At 68.7% G+C, this 19246-nt stretch carries 18 protein-coding genes and 2 pseudogenes; 12 read left to right on the forward strand and 8 right to left on the reverse strand.

All coding sequences use genetic code 11. From position 1 onward, the window contains the following. A pseudogene (locus tag ACGFY9_RS36460) lies at positions 1–86 on the forward strand (IS5/IS1182 family transposase); the annotation flags it as partial. 299 nt (positions 87–385) lie between these two features. On the opposite strand, the pseudogene ACGFY9_RS36465 reads toward ACGFY9_RS36460, so the two are convergent. Next, positions 386–574: pseudogene (locus ACGFY9_RS36465) on the reverse strand (site-specific integrase); the annotation flags it as partial. 387 nt (positions 575–961) lie between these two features. On the opposite strand from ACGFY9_RS36465, the gene ACGFY9_RS36470 reads away from it, so the two are divergent. Then, positions 962–1228 (forward strand): hypothetical protein, encoded by a 267-nt coding sequence (locus tag ACGFY9_RS36470; protein ID WP_393761476.1) that lies wholly within the window; start codon positions 962–964, stop codon positions 1226–1228. Next, a complete protein-coding gene (locus tag ACGFY9_RS36475) occupies positions 1225–1617 on the forward strand; it encodes a twitching motility protein PilT (RefSeq protein ID WP_393761478.1) in 393 nt (130 codons plus the stop codon). The genes ACGFY9_RS36470 and ACGFY9_RS36475 overlap by 4 nt, the downstream gene beginning before the upstream one ends. 765 nt (positions 1618–2382) lie before the next feature. On the opposite strand, the gene ACGFY9_RS36480 is transcribed toward ACGFY9_RS36475, so the two are convergent. After that, positions 2383–3399, reverse strand: a complete 1017-nt coding sequence (locus ACGFY9_RS36480; protein ID WP_393761480.1) for a hypothetical protein — start codon at positions 3397–3399, stop codon at positions 2383–2385. A gap of 47 nt (positions 3400–3446) precedes the next feature. Beyond that, positions 3447–4535 carry a redox-regulated ATPase YchF gene (ychF, locus tag ACGFY9_RS36485; protein ID WP_352180828.1) on the reverse strand — a complete coding sequence of 363 codons (1089 nt, stop codon included), beginning with the start codon at positions 4533–4535 and terminating at the stop codon, positions 3447–3449. 199 nt (positions 4536–4734) lie between these two features. On the opposite strand from ychF, the gene ACGFY9_RS36490 reads away from it, so the two are divergent. Next, positions 4735–5310 (forward strand): DUF6542 domain-containing protein, encoded by a 576-nt coding sequence (locus tag ACGFY9_RS36490; protein ID WP_393761482.1) that lies wholly within the window; start codon positions 4735–4737, stop codon positions 5308–5310. A gap of 782 nt (positions 5311–6092) precedes the next feature. On the opposite strand, the gene ppgK is transcribed toward ACGFY9_RS36490, so the two are convergent. Next, on the reverse strand, positions 6093–6839 hold the full coding sequence (gene ppgK / locus ACGFY9_RS36495; RefSeq protein WP_366489570.1) for a polyphosphate--glucose phosphotransferase: 747 nt from the start codon (positions 6837–6839) through the stop codon (positions 6093–6095). A gap of 29 nt (positions 6840–6868) precedes the next feature. After that, positions 6869–7894: a 4-hydroxy-3-methylbut-2-enyl diphosphate reductase gene (locus ACGFY9_RS36500; protein WP_393761484.1), complete on the reverse strand. Its 1026-nt coding sequence runs from the start codon at positions 7892–7894 to the stop codon at positions 6869–6871. Positions 7895–7993: 99 nt separating this feature from the next. Between ACGFY9_RS36500 and ACGFY9_RS36505 the strand changes: the two genes are divergently transcribed. From ACGFY9_RS36505 to ACGFY9_RS36520, 4 genes are all read left to right on the forward strand, one after another. After that, entirely contained in the window at positions 7994–9376 is a 1383-nt protein-coding gene (locus ACGFY9_RS36505; RefSeq protein WP_393761486.1) for an APC family permease, read from the forward strand. A gap of 74 nt (positions 9377–9450) precedes the next feature. Then, the gene (gene xseA, locus ACGFY9_RS36510) at positions 9451–10659 is read left to right on the forward strand and encodes an exodeoxyribonuclease VII large subunit (protein WP_393761488.1); all 1209 of its coding nucleotides are present in this window, start codon (positions 9451–9453) and stop codon (positions 10657–10659) included. Between the two features lie 44 nt (positions 10660–10703). Beyond that, positions 10704–10952 (forward strand): exodeoxyribonuclease VII small subunit, encoded by a 249-nt coding sequence (locus tag ACGFY9_RS36515; RefSeq protein ID WP_393761490.1) that lies wholly within the window; start codon positions 10704–10706, stop codon positions 10950–10952. A gap of 1059 nt (positions 10953–12011) precedes the next feature. Further along, entirely contained in the window at positions 12012–12602 is a 591-nt protein-coding gene (locus tag ACGFY9_RS36520; RefSeq protein WP_393761492.1) for a malonic semialdehyde reductase, read from the forward strand. Positions 12603–12684: 82 nt separating this feature from the next. On the opposite strand, the gene ACGFY9_RS36525 is transcribed toward ACGFY9_RS36520, so the two are convergent. Beyond that, a complete protein-coding gene (locus ACGFY9_RS36525; RefSeq protein WP_393761494.1) occupies positions 12685–13206 on the reverse strand; it encodes a DUF4245 domain-containing protein in 522 nt (173 codons plus the stop codon). A 126-nt stretch (positions 13207–13332) separates the two neighbouring features. On the opposite strand from ACGFY9_RS36525, the gene glpX reads away from it, so the two are divergent. After that, positions 13333–14367 (forward strand): class II fructose-bisphosphatase, encoded by a 1035-nt coding sequence (gene glpX / locus ACGFY9_RS36530; protein ID WP_033286599.1) that lies wholly within the window; start codon positions 13333–13335, stop codon positions 14365–14367. 169 nt (positions 14368–14536) lie between these two features. Here the strand turns inward: glpX and ACGFY9_RS36535 are convergent, their stop codons facing one another. Next, positions 14537–14911, reverse strand: a complete 375-nt coding sequence (locus tag ACGFY9_RS36535) for a WhiB family transcriptional regulator (RefSeq protein WP_026150672.1) — start codon at positions 14909–14911, stop codon at positions 14537–14539. 173 nt (positions 14912–15084) lie between these two features. Further along, on the reverse strand, positions 15085–15801 hold the full coding sequence (locus ACGFY9_RS36540) for a DUF1707 domain-containing protein (RefSeq protein ID WP_393761497.1): 717 nt from the start codon (positions 15799–15801) through the stop codon (positions 15085–15087). Positions 15802–15980: 179 nt separating this feature from the next. Between ACGFY9_RS36540 and ACGFY9_RS36545 the strand changes: the two genes are divergently transcribed. From ACGFY9_RS36545 to ACGFY9_RS36555, 3 genes are all read left to right on the forward strand, one after another. Continuing rightward, positions 15981–17651, forward strand: coding sequence for a fumarate hydratase (locus tag ACGFY9_RS36545; RefSeq protein ID WP_393761499.1), 1671 nt, complete (start codon positions 15981–15983; stop codon positions 17649–17651). A 255-nt stretch (positions 17652–17906) separates the two neighbouring features. Then, positions 17907–18278, forward strand: coding sequence for an SH3 domain-containing protein (locus ACGFY9_RS36550; protein ID WP_393761501.1), 372 nt, complete (start codon positions 17907–17909; stop codon positions 18276–18278). A gap of 159 nt (positions 18279–18437) precedes the next feature. After that, on the forward strand, positions 18438–19220 hold the full coding sequence (locus tag ACGFY9_RS36555) for a DUF2690 domain-containing protein (protein ID WP_393761503.1): 783 nt from the start codon (positions 18438–18440) through the stop codon (positions 19218–19220). The last annotated feature ends 26 nt before the right edge of the window (positions 19221–19246 follow it).

A 19246-nucleotide genomic window follows, 5' to 3' on the forward strand; every position in this document is an offset into this window, starting at 1 on the left:
GGCGCATCTTCCGCAGGTCCCGGTGCAGCCCGAATCGAATGACGTCAATCGCCAAGGCCATCCTCACGCTGGAGAGACAACGCTGAAGAAGCTCAGTGAGCCGGTACTGCGGGGCAATGTGCTGGGCGATCAGATCGACCTCGCCCGGCGTGGGGATCTCGTCCTCGTCCACCCCAAGCGGGCCCACTCTGGATATCCGGACGCCCCGTGCGGGATTGTCAAGGATGCGCTTGTCGATAACAGCCGCCTCCAGCATGGCGGCCACCATCACCATCCGGTCATTGACCGTAGAGACCGCCAACCCCGCACCGGAGGCATGCACATCCTTGGCGAACTCCTCGAAGTCGCGCCGCGCCAGCCCGGCCAGCACCTTCCGCCCCAGACTCGGCAGAAGATGGTTACGGATGAACCCTTCGTAGTTGCGGCGCGTCGACTCGCCGATAACCCGCCGCTCCAGCCACTCCCGAGCCCGGACCCGCAACGGCACAAGCCCACGCACAGGATCGAAGCGGACGTCCGACTTCTTGTCGTTCTCGACCTTGTCGGCGAAAGCGTCCGCACCATCCGAGCCCACCCGACGGGGAAACTACCTCTCCCTCTGTCGCCCGCGCCTACCGCCCGGTTCCCGATACCGCACCGTCCACCCATGCCGACACCGCGGACGATCACAGGGGAAGTTCCGGTCCCGGACATCCCTCTTGCACCTCTGGAAAACGCTCGCCACCCAAGCCCCGATCTTTTGCCTGACCCGTGCTCGAAACCGTGCACCGTCACCTCACGGCCGAGCAAGACATTCATCAGCAATCCGCCCTTTCCGGCGAATGTGGGCCCAGCCTCACTCGCAGCCCCGCGGGTCATCGAGTCGGTGAGTCCCTCCTCGCTGGATGCGCTTACGCCCTCCACGCTCCCCACCGCGATCCGCGTATCCACACCGAAGGCCATACCACGCTATGGTTGATGTATGGCTACCAAGAAGGTGACTATCACTCTCGACGAAACCCTGGTCGAAGCCCTGGCCGGAGCCGCCGAAGAAGAAGGCATCCCCCTCTCCCGCCTCGTCGCCGGAGCAGCCGAACGCGAGCTGCGCCTGCGGGCCGGCCGCGCCGTCATCCAGGAGTGGCAGGCCGAACACGGCACCTTCACCCCGGAAGAGCTCGCCGCCGCCCGCGCAGACCTGGCCGCCGCCGACGCCGAGTACCTCAGCAGCTCGGGAGCCTCGGCCGCGTGAACATCCCCTACCTGTACGACGCCGGGGTACTCATCGCCATCGACAACAACGACCGATGCATGTGGGCCCGCCACAGCCTGGCCCTCGAAGACGGCCGCGACATCCACGTCCCGTCCGTCGTCGTCAGCCAGGCATGGCGGGACTCACGCCGCCAGGTCAGACTCGGCAAGTTCCTCGCCGGGTGCCACGTCGTACCCGTCGGCCTCGAAACCGCCAAAACCGCAGGCATCCTCTGCGGCAAGGCCGGCACCTCCGACATCGTCGACGCCACCGTCGTGACCATGGCAGCCAGCCTCGGCGCCATCATCTGGACCTCGGACCCGGACGACATCCGCACCCTCATCGACGCCCAGGACATCAAACCTGCCTCTGTCATTCGCACCGTCTAGCGACCGCTAACCTCCGACGCACTGAACCCCGTTCCATGGAGTCCCCGGAGTGTCCCGAGTTGGGTTGTCAGGGTGATTTCAAAGTCCGGCTGTCCGCGGGGGCTGCGCTGGTCAGCGGAGTCCGAGTAGAGCCAGGGGACCACTGAACGGCTCGAAGGACATCTCCCAGAGTCCAGCGGCAATGTTGCGGAGGCCAGCGACGCGGAGGCCGTTGATCGCGAAGCTGCGCAAGGTGGCCATGTTCTCCGGGCCGTGCTCAGTGTGGACCTTGGAGCCGTCCTCGCGGAAAGCCGTGTCGCAGACGACGTGAAGCCGGTCTTCGATGACCCACTGCGAACGAATGATCTTCGCAAGCCGCTACGGGGGCTTCCCGGCTGGTCAGATCGGTGATCACGCAAACCGTCTCACGGCTGCGCCCGCCGGCCTTCAGACAGGAGCGGTGGCGTAACAGCCCGGGCAGCCTGCGCGGCATGCGGGAAGTCGAGGGCATCGACCGATCAGGACCTGCTGCACCACAGAGGTCTCCTTGCGGCCGTGTCCCTCGGTGCGGTCGTAGAACTTCGCGGTCACTTCCCTCCAGCGCAGCGTGTGCAGCCGCTCGCAGAGACCGGCCTGGTGCTTCTTCGCGCACAGCGCATAGAGCGCCCCTTGTCCTCAACGAGGAAACGGGCTCGGCCGCGTTGGTCGCGCGGGCCATCGACGTTCACGGTCACCCCCGTCAGGTCAAACGAGGCTAACCGGACGATGGTGTTGTCACCTGAGAGATCAGTCGAGCTTCTCGAACGACGGTCTCGGTGCGATGATGGGCGTGCGCTCTTCGTTGATATTTAGCCACGTAGGCGCTTCCACCGACATGAGCTTTCGGTCGATAGCAATTAGGTTCTGCTGCGCCGCTTCGTTCAGGGCGCCAAGAATGTCGACCACCTTCACCTTCCCGTACTTCTCCAGTTGCTCCTGGATCTTCTGCGCCTTAGCACTCGGCTTGTAGTAATAAGGCGCACGATCGTGCCGGCCAACCGTCAGAACCGCTTCGGCAACTGCCTCATACGCGTCGTTGAACAAGCCCATGAAGCCGTCCGGGTCTGGTAGCGCGATCAGGTGGAGACTGTGCCACCTCCGATATCCCGCCGAAAGGTCTACCGCCTGGGGAACAATCGCCACTCGGAGTCCGTTACCGTCTTCGAGTTGATGCCAATTACTCTTGATAGTCGCGGCGGCAAACCGCGTCTTCTGGGCACTACTCAGGAACAGGTCGGTCTTCCATACCTTCTTGATCCGCTCCCGAAGCTGAGGCTCGCCAGCGACACCGCGAGCAGCTACCGGCACCCAGGATCCAAATGCGAATGGGTGGCCTGAGCCGTCCGGCAACAACACCGCATCACCACTCGCGTTGTTAACAACGGCATCAGTGAATCCGAGGTGACGTGCACGCTCATGCCCGAACATCAGGGACGTCGGCCTGTCCAAGTCGGCGAATGACCTAGGACTCACCTTTTTGAGCGCTTCCCCGACCAGATCAATAACGCGTGGTTCGCCGCCGACAATCGCCTCATGAACGGCCCACTCAAACCCATCTCCGCGCGATCCCTTGTCGCGGTGGAGGCGAGCGAGCTTGGCGAGTTGCCGAAACGTGACGTCCACCCGATCGCAATTGAGGTCTTCGAGATCTGCTTGCGACAACTCATCGAAGTGAGCCCGCAGAATTGATCGCGACACCGCGTAAAGAGCACGGCCATACTCATCGACCGGTTCAGCCTGGCTCAGAAAGGTGACTTCAGCCATTCAGCGACCCTCGAATTCTTCGCACCAGAGGTTAGACCGGAACTCAGCTACACATTGAACCGGAACTCCACCACGTCCCCGTCCTGCATCACATAGTCCTTGCCCTCCATACGAGCCTTCCCCTTGGCGCGCGCCTCGGCCACCGACCCCGTCTCCACCAGGTCGGCGAAGGAGATGACCTCCGCCTTGATGAAGCCCTTCTGGAAGTCGGTGTGGATGACGCCCGCGGCCTCGGGGGCGGTGGCGCCCTTCTTGATGGTCCAGGCGCGGGATTCCTTGGGGCCTGCCGTGAGATAGGTCTGCAGGCCGAGGGTGTCGAAGCCGACGCGGGCCAGGGTCGTCATGCCGGGCTCCTCGACGCCGACCGACTCCAGGAGCTCCATCGCTTCCTCCTCGTCGAGCTCGGCGAGGTCCGCCTCCAGCTTGGCGTTGAGGAAGATCGCCTCCGCGGGGGCGACCAGGGCGCGCTGTTCGGTCTTGAAGTCCTCGTCCACCAGCTCGTCCTCGTCGACGTTGAAGACGTAGAGGAAGGGCTTGGTCGTCAGCAGGTGCAGGTCGTGGAGAAGTTCCTCGTTGCCGGAGCCCTGGACGATGCCCTGCGAGAAGAGGGTGTCGCCCTTCTCCAGGATCTCCTGCGCCGCCTCGACCGCCGCGACCTTCGGACCGATGTCCTTCTTGATGCGCGACTCCCGCTGGAGGCGCGGCAGGACCTTCTCGATGGTCTGCAGGTCGGCGAGGATCAGCTCGGTGTTGATCGTCTCGATGTCGTCCTTCGGCGAGACCTTGCCGTCGACGTGGACGACGTTCTCGTCCTTGAAGGCGCGGATGACCTGGCAGATCGCGTCGGACTCACGGATGTTCGCGAGGAACTTGTTGCCCAGGCCCTCGCCCTCCGACGCGCCCTTCACGATGCCCGCGATGTCGACGAAGTCGACCGTCGCCGGGAGGATCTTCTGCGAGGAGAAGATCTCGGCCAGTTTCGTCAGGCGCGGGTCGGGGACGCCGACCACGCCGACGTTCGGCTCGATCGTGGCGAACGGGTAGTTGGCCGCCAGCACGTCGTTCTTGGTCAGGGCGTTGAACAGGGTCGACTTGCCGACATTCGGCAGACCGACGATTCCGATCGTGAGCGACACGTTGCGACTTCCCGTACGTGAGTGGCGTGAGAGCAGTGGAGGGGACCGGCTGGGGCTGCGGAGACTGGGCCCGGGGCCGATCCACCAGTCTACGGCGTGAGCCGCGCCCTCCCGGCTCCGCGTCGAACACGTGGCCAAGCTCTGCCCATCGGCGTGTCTGAGGACCTATTCGGCACATAAACCGACCTAAGTTGGTGCAGTGGAGCAACACAGGACACGACCCCCACAGCCCGGCACAAGACGCGGGGCCCCGCCCCTGCCCCCGCAGGCCGGCCGGGGCCCGAACGGGGGCCCGGCCCGCACGACCCGCCCGGGCCCGCAGCCACGCGGCACGGCACAGCGCCGTCCGGCGACCGTACGACGCCCGAGCCCTACGGCGGCCGAGACGGTGCGTCAGCTGCCGAACCCCCGGCTCACCGGGCTCGGTGGCGGGCTGTTCTGCGCGGCCGTGATGTTCGTGCTCGGGTGTATCGACCAGTTCCTGTTCGGGGCGTCACTGACTGTCTACGGCGTGCTGTTCGTGCCGGTGTGTGTGCTCACCGCGGTCTGGATCCGGCGCGGCGACCTGCTGACCGCACCGGTCGTCGTACCGATCGCCTTCGCCGTCGGCCTCTTCCCGGTGGCCGACGGCAGCGGCGGCCTCGGCAACCGCCTGATGGGCCTCTTCACCGGACTCGCCACGCAGGCCGGCTGGCTGTACGGGGGGACGCTCGTCGCGGGGCTCATCGCGACGGTCCGCAGGGTCCGGCTGCTGAGGCGTCGCCGGCGAGCGTGACTCCCCGGGGCCGCCGCAAGACTGACCCCGCGTCGATTCGGAGGCCCGTCCCAGGGGCCAGCTCCGGGGCCGGGCCGGGCCGGGGTCCGGGTCAAGGTCGGGGCCGGAGTCGGGGCCCGGGTCGAGGCCGGGACCGGGGCCGGAGTCCGGGTCGATGTCGGGGCCGGGACCAGGATCGGGGTCGAGGCCGGGATCGGGACCGGAGTCGGAGTCCGGGTCGATGTCGGGACCGGGGCCGGAGTCGGAGTCCGGTCGATGTCGGGACCAGGGCCGGAGTCGGACTCCGGTCGACGTCGGGACCAGGGTAGGGGGCCGGGACCAGGTCGAGGCCCGAGGTCGGGACCTGGACCAGAGTCGGGGTCGGAGTCAGGGTCGAGGCCGGGACCGGAGTCAGGGTCGTCCCAGGACCAGTTCTGAGGCCACCGATCCTGGGGCCGGTCGCAGGGTCGGTTCCGGGGCCGGAGACTCAGCCTCGGAGCATTCCGCGTAGACCGAGCCGTCCTCCGGGGCCCGTGCAAGCCCGCCCGAAGCCCCGCGCCCAGCGACCAGTGCCGCTGCCTCGTCGCCAGACCGCGCCGGACTTCCTCCGTAGTCACCCGTAGTCACCTGTCACAGGCCCCCCACCTCGCGGCCGACGCCCACCTGACTCCGGCCACCGAGACCCGCGCACCCGCACCCGCACCGATCACGCCCCGCCGAGCCCCCGCCACCAGCTCCGCCGGAGCCGGCCGACCCGCACCGCCGACAACCGGCCCCACTGACCGATAGCCACCCCTAGTCGTCTAGTCGTCCCCCGCCGCATGCATCGCCGCCCCCACGATCCCCGCGTTGTTCTGCAGCTGCGCCGGGACGATCTCGGCCTTGATGTCCTCGATGAAGTGCAGGAACTTGTCGGCCTTGCGGCTGACTCCGCCGCCGATGATGAAGAGCTCGGGCGAGAACAGCATCTCGACGTGGGCGAGGTACTTCTGGACGCGATGCGCCCAGTGCTCCCACGTCAGCTCGCCGTCCTCCTTGGCCTTGCTGGAGGCCTTCTTCTCGGCGTCGTGGCCGTTCAGTTCGAGGTGGCCCAGCTCCGTGTTGGGGACCAGGACGCCGTTGACGAAGAGGGCGCTGCCGATGCCCGTGCCGAAGGTCAGCAGGATCACCGTGCCCTTGCGGCCCTGGCCGGCGCCGAAGTGCATCTCGGCGACGCCCGCCGCGTCCGCGTCGTTGACGACCGTCACCGGGAGGCCGCCCAGTCGCTCGCTGAACAGCGCGCCCGCGTCCCGGTCTATCCAGCTCTTGTCGACGTTCGCCGCCGTACGGATCGTGGCACCGCCGGTGACCACGCCCGGAAACGTGAACCCGACCGGTCCCGTCCAGCCGAAGTGGTCGACGACTTCCTTCACGCCGTCGGCCACTCCGTCCGGCGTCGCCGGGTGCGGGGTCAGCACCTTGTACCGCTCTTCCGTCAATTCGCCCTTGTCCAGGTCCACAGGGGCGCCCTTGATCCCGGATCCACCGATGTCCACGCCGAAGATCTGCATGGATCCACGCTACGACGAACGACTGACAGTCACTGCCCGGAGGGTGCCGTACGGTCGGAACCGGTGCGCTCGGCGACCAGCGCGGCCGCCTCTTCGCGCAGGTCACGGCGGAGTTCCTTGGGCAGCGAGAACGTGATGGACTCCTCGGCCGCCTTGACCAGCTCGACGTCCTCGAAGCCGCGGCCGGACAGCCACTCCAACACCTGTTCGACCAGGACCTCCGGTACGGAGGCTCCCGAGGTGACGCCGACCGTGGTCACGCCCTCCAGCCAGGCCTCCTCGATCTCGTCGGCGAAGTCCACCAGGTAGGCGGCGCGGGCGCCGGCCAGCTTGGCGACCTCGACGAGCCGTACGGAGTTGGAGGAGTTCTTCGAGCCGACCACGATCACCAGGTCGGCTTCCTCGCCCATCTGCTTCACGGCGAGCTGGCGGTTCTGCGTGGCGTAGCAGATGTCGTCGCTGGGCGGCGAGATGAGCTGCGGGAACTTCTCCTTCAGGGCGTCGACCGTCTCCATGGTCTCGTCGACCGAGAGGGTGGTCTGGGACAGCCATACGACCCTGGACGGGTCCCGCACCTCGACCTTGGCGACGTCGGACGGGCCGTCGACCAGGGTGATGTGGTCGGGGGCCTCTCCGGAGGTGCCGATGACCTCCTCGTGGCCCTCGTGGCCGATCAGCAGGATGTCGAAGTCCTCGTCGGCGAAACGGACGGCTTCCTTGTGGACCTTGGTCACCAGGGGGCAGGTCGCGTCGATCGTGGCGAGACGGCCCTGCTTGGCCTCGTCGTGGACGACGGGCGCGACGCCGTGCGCGGAGAACATCACGATGTTCCCCTCGGGGACCTCCTCGGTCCGCTCGACGAAGATGGCGCCCTTCTTCTCCAGGGTCTGGACGACGTACTTGTTGTGCACGATCTCGTGCCGGACATAGATCGGAGCCCCGTACTGCTCAAGGGCTTTCTCGACGGCGATCACGGCGCGGTCCACACCCGCGCAGTAGCCCCGGGGGGCGGCGAGCAGGACACGGCGGCCAGACGAAGCAGTCATGCGTCCCATCGTAAGGCCGCGCTCGACGGGTCAAAGATCGCGTCCTTGGGGAGACTGGCCGTGGAGTGGGAGGGGTGGGGGCCGGGCACGACGTACGGGAGACGCGAGATGGCGGACAGGGACAGCGGTACGGCCACGGATACGGAGACCGCGGCAGGCGACGGGCCCCAGCTGCGGCGCAGCCTCGGTTTCCGCGATCTCGTCGTCTACGGGCTGCTGTTCATCGCCCCCATGGCACCGGTCGGCGTGTTCGGCACCCTGGACGCCAAGTCGCACGGCGCCGTCGCGCTGGTCTACGTCGTGGCCACGGTCGCGATGGCGTTCACGGCGTTCAGCTACGCGCAGATGGTGCGGGTCGTCCCTCAGGCGGGCTCGGTGTTCGCCTACGCGCGCGTGGGGCTCGGCAGGGAGGCCGGGTTCATCGCCGGCTGGATGGCGATGCTGGACTACGTCCTGATCCCCGCCGTCGCCTACCTCTTCTCCGGGATCGCCATGAACGCGCTGGTCCCGGACGTCTCCCGGTGGGTGTGGACCGCGCTGGCGGTCGTCGTCACGACCTGCCTCAACCTCTGGGGTGTGCGCGCGGCGGCCCGTGTGGGCTTCCTCGTCCTCGCGATGGAGATCGTCGTCCTCATCATCTTCGTCGTGTCGGCGATCGTCGTCCTCGCGCGCGCCGGAGCCGAACGGGGCTGGCTGTCGCCGCTGTCCGGGGACGGCACGCAGGGCGCGTTCGCGCTGTCGGCGGTGATCGGCGCGGTCTCGGTGGCCGTCCTGTCCTACCTGGGCTTCGACGCGGTCGCCACCTTCGCGGAGGAGGTCACCGGCGGCTCCGAGAAGGTCGCCAGGGCGCTGCTGTTCTGCCTCGCCCTGGCCGGTGTGCTGTTCATCGCCCAGACGTACCTGGTCGCCCTCCTGGAGCCGACGACCTCCGCACAGCTGGCCGCCGACCCGGGCAAACAGGGATCGGCGTTCTACGACGCGGTCGACGTCTCGGTCGGCGACTGGCTGCACAACCTGGTCGCCGTCAGCAAGGCGATCGGCGCGGCGTTCGCGGCGCTGGCCGGGCAGGCGGCGGCGGGCCGCCTGGTGTTCGCGATGGCCCGCGACCGGCGCCTCCCCCGCGCCCTGTCGAAGACCGACTCCGGGGTACCCAGGGTCGCCCTGTTGTCGGCGGCGGTCATCACCCTGATCGCCGCGGTCTGGGCGGCCCGCCGCGACGACGGCCTCGACCACCTGGTCTCGGTCGTGGACATCGGCGCGCTGACCGCGTTCACGTTGCTGCACGCGAGCGTGGTGGGGTGGTTCGCGGTACGACGCCGGGGTGGGCCGGTGGTGTGGTGGCGGCACGTGCTGGTGCCGGTGCTGGGGGCGGCGATCACCATCGCCGTGATCGTGGAGGCGTCCGGGACCGCCCAGGTGGTGGGGGCGATCTGGTTGGCGGTGGGGGTGGTGGTGCTGGCGGTGCAGTCACGCACGGCGATCCGGGAGTAGATACCCGCCCCCCATGTCCCGCCCCACCCCGCACGTCGACCCCGTTGTCACAGGTGGCCGTTACTCTCGGGCGCATGGCTCTCAACACGGCTCCGGACGCGCCGCTCCCCGTCGGTGAGGTCTCCCGGCTCATCGGCGGGTGGATCGATCGGCTCGGTGCGGTGTGGGTCGAGGGGCAGATCACCCAGTTGTCGCGGCGGCCCGGTGCCGGTGTGGTGTTTCTGACGCTGCGTGACCCGTCGTACGACATCTCGGTGAGCGTGACGTGCTTCCGGCAGGTGTTCGACGAGGTCGCCGATGTCGTCAGCGAGGGCGCGCGGGTGGTCGTACTCGCGAAGCCGGAGTGGTACGCGCCGCGGGGGCAGTTGTCGTTGCGGGCCACCGAGATAAGGCCGGTGGGGGTGGGTGAACTCCTCGCGCGCCTTGAGCAGTTGAAGAAGTCGCTGGCCGCGGAGGGGTTGTTCGCGGCCGATCGGAAGAAGCCGTTGCCCTTCCTGCCGCAGCTGATCGGGCTGGTCTGCGGGCGGGCCTCGGCGGCCGAGCGGGACGTACTGGAGAACGCGCGGCATCGCTGGCCCGCGGTCCGTTTCGAGGTGCGCAACGTGCCCGTGCAGGGCGTGCACGCCGTGCCGCAGGTCGTTCAGGCCGTGAAGGAGCTGGACGCGCTCGACGGCGTGGACGTGATCATCGTGGCGCGGGGTGGCGGCAGCGTGGAGGACCTGCTGCCGTTCTCCGACGAGCAGCTCGTACGGGCCGTGTCGGTCTGTCGTACGCCCGTGGTGTCCGCGATCGGGCACGAGCCCGACAACCCGCTCCTGGACTACGTCGCCGACCTGCGCGCCTCCACCCCCACCGACGCCGCGAAGAAGGTCGTACCGGACGTCGGCGAGGAGTACGAGCGCGTACGGCAGCTGCGCGACCGGGCGCGGCGGTGTGTCGTGGCGTTCGTGGACCGGGAGGAGCGGGGGCTGGCGCAGGCGTTGTCGCGGCCGTCGATACAGGATCCGCACCGGATGATCGACGAGCGCGCGGATCACGTCGCCGCCCTCCTCGACCGCGGCCGGCGCACCCTCGGCCACCTCCTGGACCGCGCCGACTCGGAACTGACCCACACGCACGCACGCGTGGTGGCCCTCTCCCCCGCGGCCACCCTGAAGCGGGGGTACGCGGTGCTGCAGCGGGCCGACGGGCACGTGGTGCGGGACCCGGACGAGGTGAGCGCGGACGAGGTGCTCCGCGCGCGGGTCGCCGAGGGCGAGTTCACGGTCCGGGTCGAGGCGTAGTTCCTGTTCGAGGCGTAGTTCCTGTTGATGCATAGGGTGGGCGAATGACCAGCAAGGTGACGGAAGAGTCGCTCGGTTACGAGCAGGCACGCGACGAACTGATCGAGGTCGTACGGCGCCTGGAGGCGGGCGGTACGACCCTGGAGGAGTCCCTCGCACTCTGGGAACGCGGCGAGGAACTGGCCAAGGTCTGCCGCCGCTGGCTGGACGGGGCCCGGGCCCGGCTGGACGCGGCGCTGGCGGAGGAAGAGGACGAGGGCTCGGCCGTAGAAGCGGGTGGCGACGGCGAGTAGCGAGAGTGGGCGCCTCGCGCGGCTGGCGGCTGGCGGCTGGCGGCTGGCGGCTGGCGGCTGGCGGCTGGCGGCTGGCGGGCAGCGGATCGCAGGTAGCGACAGCTGGCGGCGGACGGCAAACCGCAGCGGCCACCAGCCGGCGCAGCGACGGCGAACGGCTGGCAACGGCCAACAGCCGACGGCCGTCAGCGGATGACGAAAGCAACCGCCAACAACCAGCGGCAGACGACGAGTAGCGCCGACTGACAGCGAGTAGCAGCAGCCACCAGCTGTCAGCGACGGCACCGCGCCAGCAGCGGGCCAACGGCCAAGGACTGGCAGCCGACGGCGAGTCACAGCAGCCGACAATCAGCGACGGACCGCACCTAGCGCCCGCTGGCGGCAGACGGCAAACCTCAGCGGACGCCCATTGGCAGCACCAGCGCGGAGCCAGCAGCGACCAGCAGCTGAGGACTGGCAGCGGATGGCGGGTGGCGGGCAACAACAGCCGGCAACCAGCACCCCGCCTGCAGCCAACAGCCTGTAGCGGCGGCCGCCAGCTGACAGCGACGCCGAACGGCCAGCAACCGACGACCGGCAGCGGACAGCGAGTCACAGCAGCTGACAGCGGTCAGCGTCGGCGAACAGTTGGCCACGGCTGGCAGCCGAGGCGAGTGGCGACAGCCGACGACCAGCAGCCGACGGCACTAGCGCCCGCTGACAGCGGACAGCAAGCCGCGGCGGCCGACGGCCCGCGTAGCGACAGCGGTCGGTCGGCAACTAGTGGCAGCGGACGGCGAGTTACGGCAGTCGGCGGCGAACAGCGCGCCGCGTCCCGGCAGGCATCCGTCAGTGACGGCGGCCAGCCGATACCCGCCGCTCGCTGTCGGCAACGTCGACCGCTCGTCGGCAAGAGCCGCCCCCCTGGCAAGGCGCCCCGACGGTGTTTCCCTGTGATGCGGATCACCCTGCTCCGGTTTTGGTTGAATGTTGAACCTCGTGTCGCGTACGGTCGGTGTCGTCAGCCTATCCGGACCACGGTCCGGTTCCGGTTTCCGGCCACCCCGAGGAAGTTCTCGTATGTCTCTCGTTCTTGACCCCGCCGCCCAGGACCTGCTGTTCCGCGAGGCCCGTACCGCGAACACGTTCACCGACGAGCCGGTGACGGACGAGCAGGTGCAGGCGATCTACGACCTGGTCAAGTACGGCCCGACCTCCATGAACCAGTCGCCGCTGCGCATCACCCTGGTCCGCTCCCCCGAGGCCCGCGAGCGCCTCGTGCAGCACCTCGCCGAGGGCAACCAGAAGAAGACCGCCGCCGCCCCGCTGGTCGCGATCCTCTCCGCGGACAACGAGTTCCACGAGGAGCTCCCGAACCTGTTCCCGCACTTCCCGCAGGCCAAGGACGCCGTCTTCGGCGAGCGCTCGGTCCGTGAGGGCAACGCCGCGCTGAACGCCGCCCTCCAGGCCGCGTACTTCATCATCGGCATCCGCGCCGCCGGTCTCGCCGCCGGCCCGATGACCGGTCTCGACTTCGCGGGCGTCCAGAAGGAGTTCCTGGACGACGACCACACCCCGTTCGTCGTCATCAACATCGGCAAGCCGGGCCCGGACGCCTGGTTCCCGCGCTCCCCGCGTCTGGCGTACGACGAGGTCGTCACCACCGTCTGAGACGGATGACCCCCCGATGACATGACGAAGGCCCCCGGCAGCGAAGCTGTGCCGGGGGCCTTCGTCGCAGCCGTACGACTGCTTACTTCGTCTGCAGCGCCTTCGCCATCTCCGTCAGCTGCGCGAACGACCCCGTGCCCGCGACGACCGTCGTCGAGCCCTTGTCCGCGAGCACGAGGGCGTCGTAGCGGCCGCCGGTGTAGCGGGTCCACGTGTGGCCGCCGATGTCCTGGGTGGTCTTCGTCGCGGCGCCGCCCTGGCTGGCGGTGTCGATGAAGTCGGCCGGCTTCTGAGTCGACTGTTCTATCTGCACGTACTGTCCGCCGGGGGCACTGAATCCGAGGTGCCAGGCGTTGAACGCGGCGCCGTCGTAACTGACCGAGGTCGCCTTCCAGGTCGTAGACAGGCCCTCCGGGGCCGCCACCGGGTACGGCGCCGCGCGGCGTGCCGTGAGCAGCTCCACGCGGTAGTCGACCCGCTTGATGTCGGGAGCGTGGTCGCTGTGCGGGATGAAGATGTAGACGATCGCCGCCGCGATCCCGATCAGGCCCAGGGAGAGGATCATGTCCCGGACCGTCTTCTGCTTGCCGTTCGAACCTGCCACGTCCCTATCGTCGCAGGTGCCCTGGTCCGCTCATCCGTGGGCCCCCCTGCTCATTTTGTCTGCCTGGCGATAGAGTCGGGGCCATACCCTCATCCGGCCGTCGTCGTATCAGAAAGGTGCGCTCCGATGACCGAGCATCATCATCTGCCGTCCGAACTCGAAGTCCCCTCCGAGGCCCCCGACCGCAACCTCGCCCTGGAACTCGTCCGGGTGACCGAAGCCGCCGCGATGGCCGCGGGCCGCTGGGTCGGGCGCGGTGACAAGAACGGCGCCGACGGTGCCGCCGTGCGCGCCATGCGGACCCTCGTCTCCACCGTCTCGATGAACGGCGTCGTCGTCATCGGTGAGGGCGAGAAGGACGAGGCGCCGATGCTCTTCAACGGCGAGCGCGTCGGTGACGGGACCGGGCCCGAGTGCGACATCGCCGTCGACCCGATCGACGGGACCACGCTCAACGCCAAGGGCATGCCGAACGCGATCGCCGTGCTGGCCGCCGCGGACCGGGGTTCGATGTTCGACCCGTCCGCCGTGTTCTACATGGACAAGCTCGTCGCCGGGCCCGAGGCCGCCGAGTTCGTCGACATCGAGGCCCCGATCTCGGTGAACGTCCGCCGGGTCGCCAAGGCCAAGCGGGTCACGCCCGAGGACGTCACCGTCGTCGTCCTGGACCGGCCGCGGCACGACGGCATCATCAAGGAGATCCGGGAGACCGGTGCGCGGATCAAGCTGATCTCCGACGGCGATGTCGCGGGCTCGATCCTGGCGCTGCGCGAAGGTACCGGCGTCGATCTGCTCCTCGGCATCGGTGGCACGCCCGAGGGCATCATCTCGGCCTGTGCCGTGAAGTGCCTCGGAGGTGTGATCCAGGGCAAGTTGTGGCCCAAGGACGACGCCGAGCGGCAGCGGGCGCTGGACGCGGGGCACGATCTGGACCGGGTGCTCACCACCGATGACCTGGTGTCGGGGGAGAACGTGTTCTTCGTCGCTACCGGGATCACCGACGGGGAGTTGCTGCGGGGTGTTCGGTACCGGGCGGAGACCGCTACGACCGACTCGATCGTGATGCGGTCGAAGTCCGGGACGGTGCGGCGGATCGACTCGGAGCACCGGTTGAGCAAGTTGCGGGCGTACAGCGCGATTGACTTTGATCGGGCCAAGTAACGCGCCTAAGAGTGGGGTTCTGCGGACCATCGGTGAGTGCGGATCCGTCGTGGCTGGTCGCGCAGTTCCCCGCGCCCCTTAGGGAGTGCCCTGGTCGGTGATGAGAAGGCACCCCTCCCAGTGTGAAAGAGGCGCCCCCGGTGCGGTGGGGGCGCCTCTTCTACGTCGGTCAGCCTGCCGCTGCTATGCGGCCTGCCGCTCGGGCCTTCTGGAGTTCCAGGTCGCGGCGGCGGCGCCTGGCCAGGACCACGCGGCGTTCGGCGGCGGTGAGGCCGCCCCAGACGCCGTAGGGCTCGGGTTGCAGGAGTGCGTGCTCCCGGCACTCGACCATGACCGGACAGCGGGCGCAGACGCGCTTGGCGGCGTCCTCGCGGGAGAGTCGGGCGGCGGTGGGTTCCTTGGAGGGTGCGAAGAACAGGCCTGCCTCGTCGCGCCGGCACACCGCTTCGGTGTGCCAGGGAGCGTCTTGGTCCCTGTCTCGCGCAGGCACCCGCTGAGCCGGAACAGCAGCTACCTGCAGGGACGAATGCGGCGGTTGCAGCACGGTCTACTCCTGACGACGGCTTCGCGAGCGAGAGACGATGCAGCAAGGCCTACCCGCTGTGCGCGCGCCTATGCACTGAGTTCCGAACCGCTGGTTTCCGGGCACTTCTGTGCGTTGTCAGGGCCGGGCGGGCGTGGACCGATCAGCTCCACATGTGTCCCGATTCACAACCGTCAACGGTCCAGGTGTTTGCGCAAATTCTTGTCGACCTTGCGCTGAACCCGATCGAGAATGTCCGCAACGAGCTTGCCCCGCTTGGGTTTTGCCTCGATGTTTCCGAGGACGGCCCACCCGTCGACGAAGACCACGGGCGCGTCCGGTTCGACGGAATCCAGCGTGTCCACCTCGAAGTTGCCGAGGACACCGCCGCCGGTGCCGCGCAGCGACACGTTCTCCGGGACGCGGATCTCGACGTTGCCGAAGACCGAGATCGCCTTGATGACGACCTGCTGGTACTCGAAGATCGCCTCGCTGAGGTCGATCTCGACACTGCCGAACACGGCGTACGCGTGCATACGACGGCCCGCGCGCCAGCGGCCCTTGCGCATCGCCGCGCTGAACACCGCCACCACATGCTCGTCGGCCTCGGCCGGGATCGCGCCCTCCGTCGGGCGGTTCGGAGCGGGGCTGTACGACGGGGTCGTCGCCCGGCGGCCGTGGGCGGCCGGCAGATCCTGGATGAAGACCTCCAGCTCGCCGACCGTCTTGGCGCTCAGCACCCCCTCGACCCGCTCGGCGTGCTCGTCCGCGTCCAGGCGCCCCTCGGCCAAAGCCTCGCGCAGGATGTCGGCGATGCGGTCACGGTCGGCGTCCGAGGCGCGCAGCGCCGGTGCGGCGGGCGCGGGCTGCGGGGCCGTGGGCGCGGATGCGGGCTGCTTCTGAAGGTCCACGGCAGCAGCGTACCGAAACGCGATAGATCGCGACTAGGGGTGTGGACAACGTTGGCGTGGCGAAGGCCCGGCGGAACTGAGCCTTACCTCACAAGCTCGGTGTCAGTGGCAGGTTCTACGCTGGTGAGCGCCCGCCAGTGTCGGCGGGCGGCCGTCTGTCGAGTGAGGAATGGGCTGCGATGCCTGAGTTCGCGTACACCGATCTGCTCCCCATGGGAGAGGACACCACCCCGTACCGGCTGGTGACCTCCGAGGGTGTCTCCACCTTCGAGGCCGACGGGCGGACGTTCCTCAAGGTCGAGCCCGAGGCGCTGCGCAAGCTCGCCGCCGAGGCGATCCACGACATCCAGCACTATCTGCGGCCCGCCCACCTCGCCCAGCTGCGCCGGATCATCGACGACCCCGAGGCGTCGAACAACGACAAGTTCGTCGCCCTGGACCTGCTGAAGAACGCGAACATCGCCGCCGCCGGCGTGCTGCCCATGTGCCAGGACACCGGTACGGCGATCGTCATGGGCAAGCGCGGTCAGAACGTCCTCACCGAAGGTGAGGACGAGTCGGCCCTGTCGCGCGGCATCTACGACGCCTACCTCAACCTCAATCTGCGGTACTCGCAGATGGCCCCGCTGACCATGTGGGACGAGAAGAACACCGGGTCGAACCTGCCGGCCCAGATCGAGCTGTACGCGACCGACGGCGGCGCCTACAAGTTCCTGTTCATGGCGAAGGGCGGCGGCTCGGCCAACAAGTCGTTCCTCTACCAGGAGACGAAGGCGGTCCTCAACGAGGGCTCCATGATGAAGTTCCTGGAGGAGAAGATCCGTTCGCTGGGGACGGCCGCCTGTCCGCCGTACCACCTGGCGATCGTGGTCGGCGGCACGAGCGCCGAGTACGCGCTGAAGACCGCGAAGTACGCCTCCGCGCACTACCTGGACGAGATCCCGGCCGAGGGTTCGGAGTTGGGGCACGGCTTCCGGGACAAGGACCTGGAGCAGAAGGTCTTCGAGCTGACGCAGCGGATCGGGATCGGGGCGCAGTTCGGCGGCAAGTACTTCTGCCACGACGTGCGGGTCGTACGGCTGCCTCGGCACGGAGCCTCGTGTCCCGTCGCCATCGCCGTGTCCTGCTCCGCCGACCGGCAGGCCGTCGCGAAGATCACCGCCGAGGGTGTGTTCCTGGAGCAGTTGGAGACCGACCCCGCGCGGTTCCTGCCGGAGACCACCGACGAGCATCTCGACTCCGCAGAGGAAGACGTGGTGCGGATCGATCTCAACCAGCCCATGGACGACATCCTCGCCGAGCTGACCAAGTACCCGGTGAAGACCCGGCTTTCGCTGTCCGGGCCGCTCGTCGTGGCGCGTGACATCGCGCACGCCAAGATCAAGGAGCGGCTCGACGCGGGTGAGGAGATGCCGCAGTACCTGAAGGACCACCCCGTGTACTACGCGGGGCCCGCGAAGACGCCTGAGGGTTACGCGTCCGGGTCCTTCGGGCCCACGACCGCCGGGCGCATGGACTCGTACGTCGAGCAGTTCCAGGCGGCGGGTGGGTCCAAGGTGATGCTCGCCAAGGGGAACCGGAGCAAACAGGTCACCGACGCGTGTGACGCGCACGGTGGCTTCTACCTCGGGTCCATCGGTGGGCCTGCGGCCCGGCTCGCCCAGGACTGCATCAAGAAGGTCGAGGTCGTCGAGTACGAGGAGCTCGGCATGGAGGCGGTCTGGAAGATCGAGGTCGAGGACTTCCCGGCGTTCGTCGTCGTCGACGACAAGGGCAACGACTTCTTCCAGAACCCGGCGCCTGAGCCTACGTTCACGCATATTCCGGTGCGGGGGCCCGGGCTGGCGTAGGAGTTTCCTCGCCCCCGCCGCCCCTACCCGTCCCATCCCCCGGGGGCTCCGCCCCCTGGACCCCCGGTCGGCCTGAACGGCCTCGTCCTCAAACGCCGGACGGGCTGGGTGGGCTACGCCATGCCTGAAAGTCCCGCACTCTGTCCCAGTTCATCCCAGGGACGCCCGGGACGGCATCTTCGCCCGGTTTGCTGGAAAAGCTCCGACCTGACTGGATCACAGCCCGTGGTCCTCGGTCTACTCGGAGGAACCCCCATGATCGGACGCACTCTGCGCAACGGTCTCGTCGCCGCGATCGCAGCCGTCGCCGTCTTCCCCGTGACAGCCGTCGCCTCCACCACCGCCCCGGCTCCCCACGCCCGGCACCACGTCGTCCACCACCACGTGACGCGGCACGCCCTGGGGCAGGTCACCACTCGTCACTTCAAGCGGCTGAACGTCCGTTCCGGCCCGGGCACCGGCTACCGCGTCGTCGGCTCGCGGGCGGTCGGGCGGACGTTGCCGATCGTCTGCAAGACGTACGGGTCGAACGTCTTCGGAAACCACCGCTGGTACAAGCTCCCGCACCACGAGGGCTACGTCTCGGCCCACTACGTCCACAACCGCAGCGCCGTCCGCTGGTGCTGACCCTCAGCTGACCGAGCGCACCGCCCGACGGGACGTCCCCGTGCGTCCTGTCGGGTGGTGCCAGGTCAACACCCCTTCATTTTCCGGTGGTCGGGGTGTACCACGCGGCCGGCCCCGGGAACGGATCACGGCGTTCACCCCGGTACGGCGAGGAGCAGGATGGAAAGCCACGTGACGGTCGAGCAGCAGCAGCCTCTGTCCGGCCCTTACGACGAGGCGGGGCGGCTCCTGACGGAACGGCTCCGGCTTCTCAAGCGGCGGACCGGGCTGAGCCTGGCCGCGCTGGCCTCCGTCACCCCGTTCAGCAAGTCGACCTGGCACCGCTATCTCAACGGCGGCCAACTCCCGCCCCGGGCAGCCGTCGAGGCCCTCGCCCGGCTCGCGCACGCCGAACCTGAGGCACTCCTCTCCCTGTGGGACGCGGCGGCCCAGGAACAGTCCCGGCCCGCTCCTCCCCCGCCCAAGCCCCCGGTCCCGGTCCCGTCCGTAGGACCCCGCCGCCCCCGTCGGCTGCGCGCCCCCGCCCGCGCCCTCGTCGCCCTCGCCGCGATGGCCACGACCGTCGCGGTCACCGCCGGTGCCGCCGACGTCCTCGATCACACGGTCGCCTCCTGCCGGGGCGGCGGTTGTCAGGGGGCGCTGCCGTCCTCGGAGACCTGTGCCCGGGACGCCCGTACGGAGCGATCCGTCGCCCGGGCCGGTCAGGTCGTGCTGCTGCGGTACTCGCCGTCCTGCGCGACCGTGTGGTCCGAGGTGCGCACCCGGGTCGGCGGGGCGCGGGAGATCTCCATCAGGGCGGGGCAGGACGAGCTGTCCGCCGAGTACCCGGGCCACCGTTCGGACGGTTACAGCAGCCCGATGCTGGCCGCCGCCGGCCCGCGCGGGGCGCAGGCCTGTGCCGAGGTGGGCGGGCAGCCGGTGTGCACCGGGCCCGGCCGCTGAGCGCTCGGCCGGGACACTCCGTTTCC

Origin of the sequence: Streptomyces sp. NPDC048504, from assembly GCF_043200035.1 — a bacterium.
GTDB lineage: Bacteria > Actinomycetota > Actinomycetes > Streptomycetales > Streptomycetaceae > Streptomyces.

Excerpts from the sequence above, each read along its gene's own strand:
- ACGFY9_RS36470 (WP_393761476.1), top strand. The coding sequence starts at position 962 with ATGGCTACCAAGAAGGTGACTATCACTCTCGACGAAACCCTGGTCGAA.
- ACGFY9_RS36480 (WP_393761480.1), bottom strand. The coding sequence starts at position 3,399 with ATGGCTGAAGTCACCTTTCTGAGCCAGGCTGAACCGGTCGATGAGTAT.
- ppgK (WP_366489570.1), bottom strand. The coding sequence starts at position 6,839 with ATGCAGATCTTCGGCGTGGACATCGGTGGATCCGGGATCAAGGGCGCC.
- ACGFY9_RS36500 (WP_393761484.1), bottom strand. The coding sequence starts at position 7,894 with ATGGGACGCATGACTGCTTCGTCTGGCCGCCGTGTCCTGCTCGCCGCC.
- ACGFY9_RS36505 (WP_393761486.1), top strand. The coding sequence starts at position 7,994 with ATGGCGGACAGGGACAGCGGTACGGCCACGGATACGGAGACCGCGGCA.
- xseA (WP_393761488.1), top strand. The coding sequence starts at position 9,451 with ATGGCTCTCAACACGGCTCCGGACGCGCCGCTCCCCGTCGGTGAGGTC.
- ACGFY9_RS36515 (WP_393761490.1), top strand. The coding sequence starts at position 10,704 with ATGACCAGCAAGGTGACGGAAGAGTCGCTCGGTTACGAGCAGGCACGC.
- ACGFY9_RS36520 (WP_393761492.1), top strand. The coding sequence starts at position 12,012 with ATGTCTCTCGTTCTTGACCCCGCCGCCCAGGACCTGCTGTTCCGCGAG.
- glpX (WP_033286599.1), top strand. The coding sequence starts at position 13,333 with ATGACCGAGCATCATCATCTGCCGTCCGAACTCGAAGTCCCCTCCGAG.
- ACGFY9_RS36545 (WP_393761499.1), top strand. The coding sequence starts at position 15,981 with ATGCCTGAGTTCGCGTACACCGATCTGCTCCCCATGGGAGAGGACACC.
- ACGFY9_RS36550 (WP_393761501.1), top strand. The coding sequence starts at position 17,907 with ATGATCGGACGCACTCTGCGCAACGGTCTCGTCGCCGCGATCGCAGCC.
- ACGFY9_RS36555 (WP_393761503.1), top strand. The coding sequence starts at position 18,438 with ATGGAAAGCCACGTGACGGTCGAGCAGCAGCAGCCTCTGTCCGGCCCT.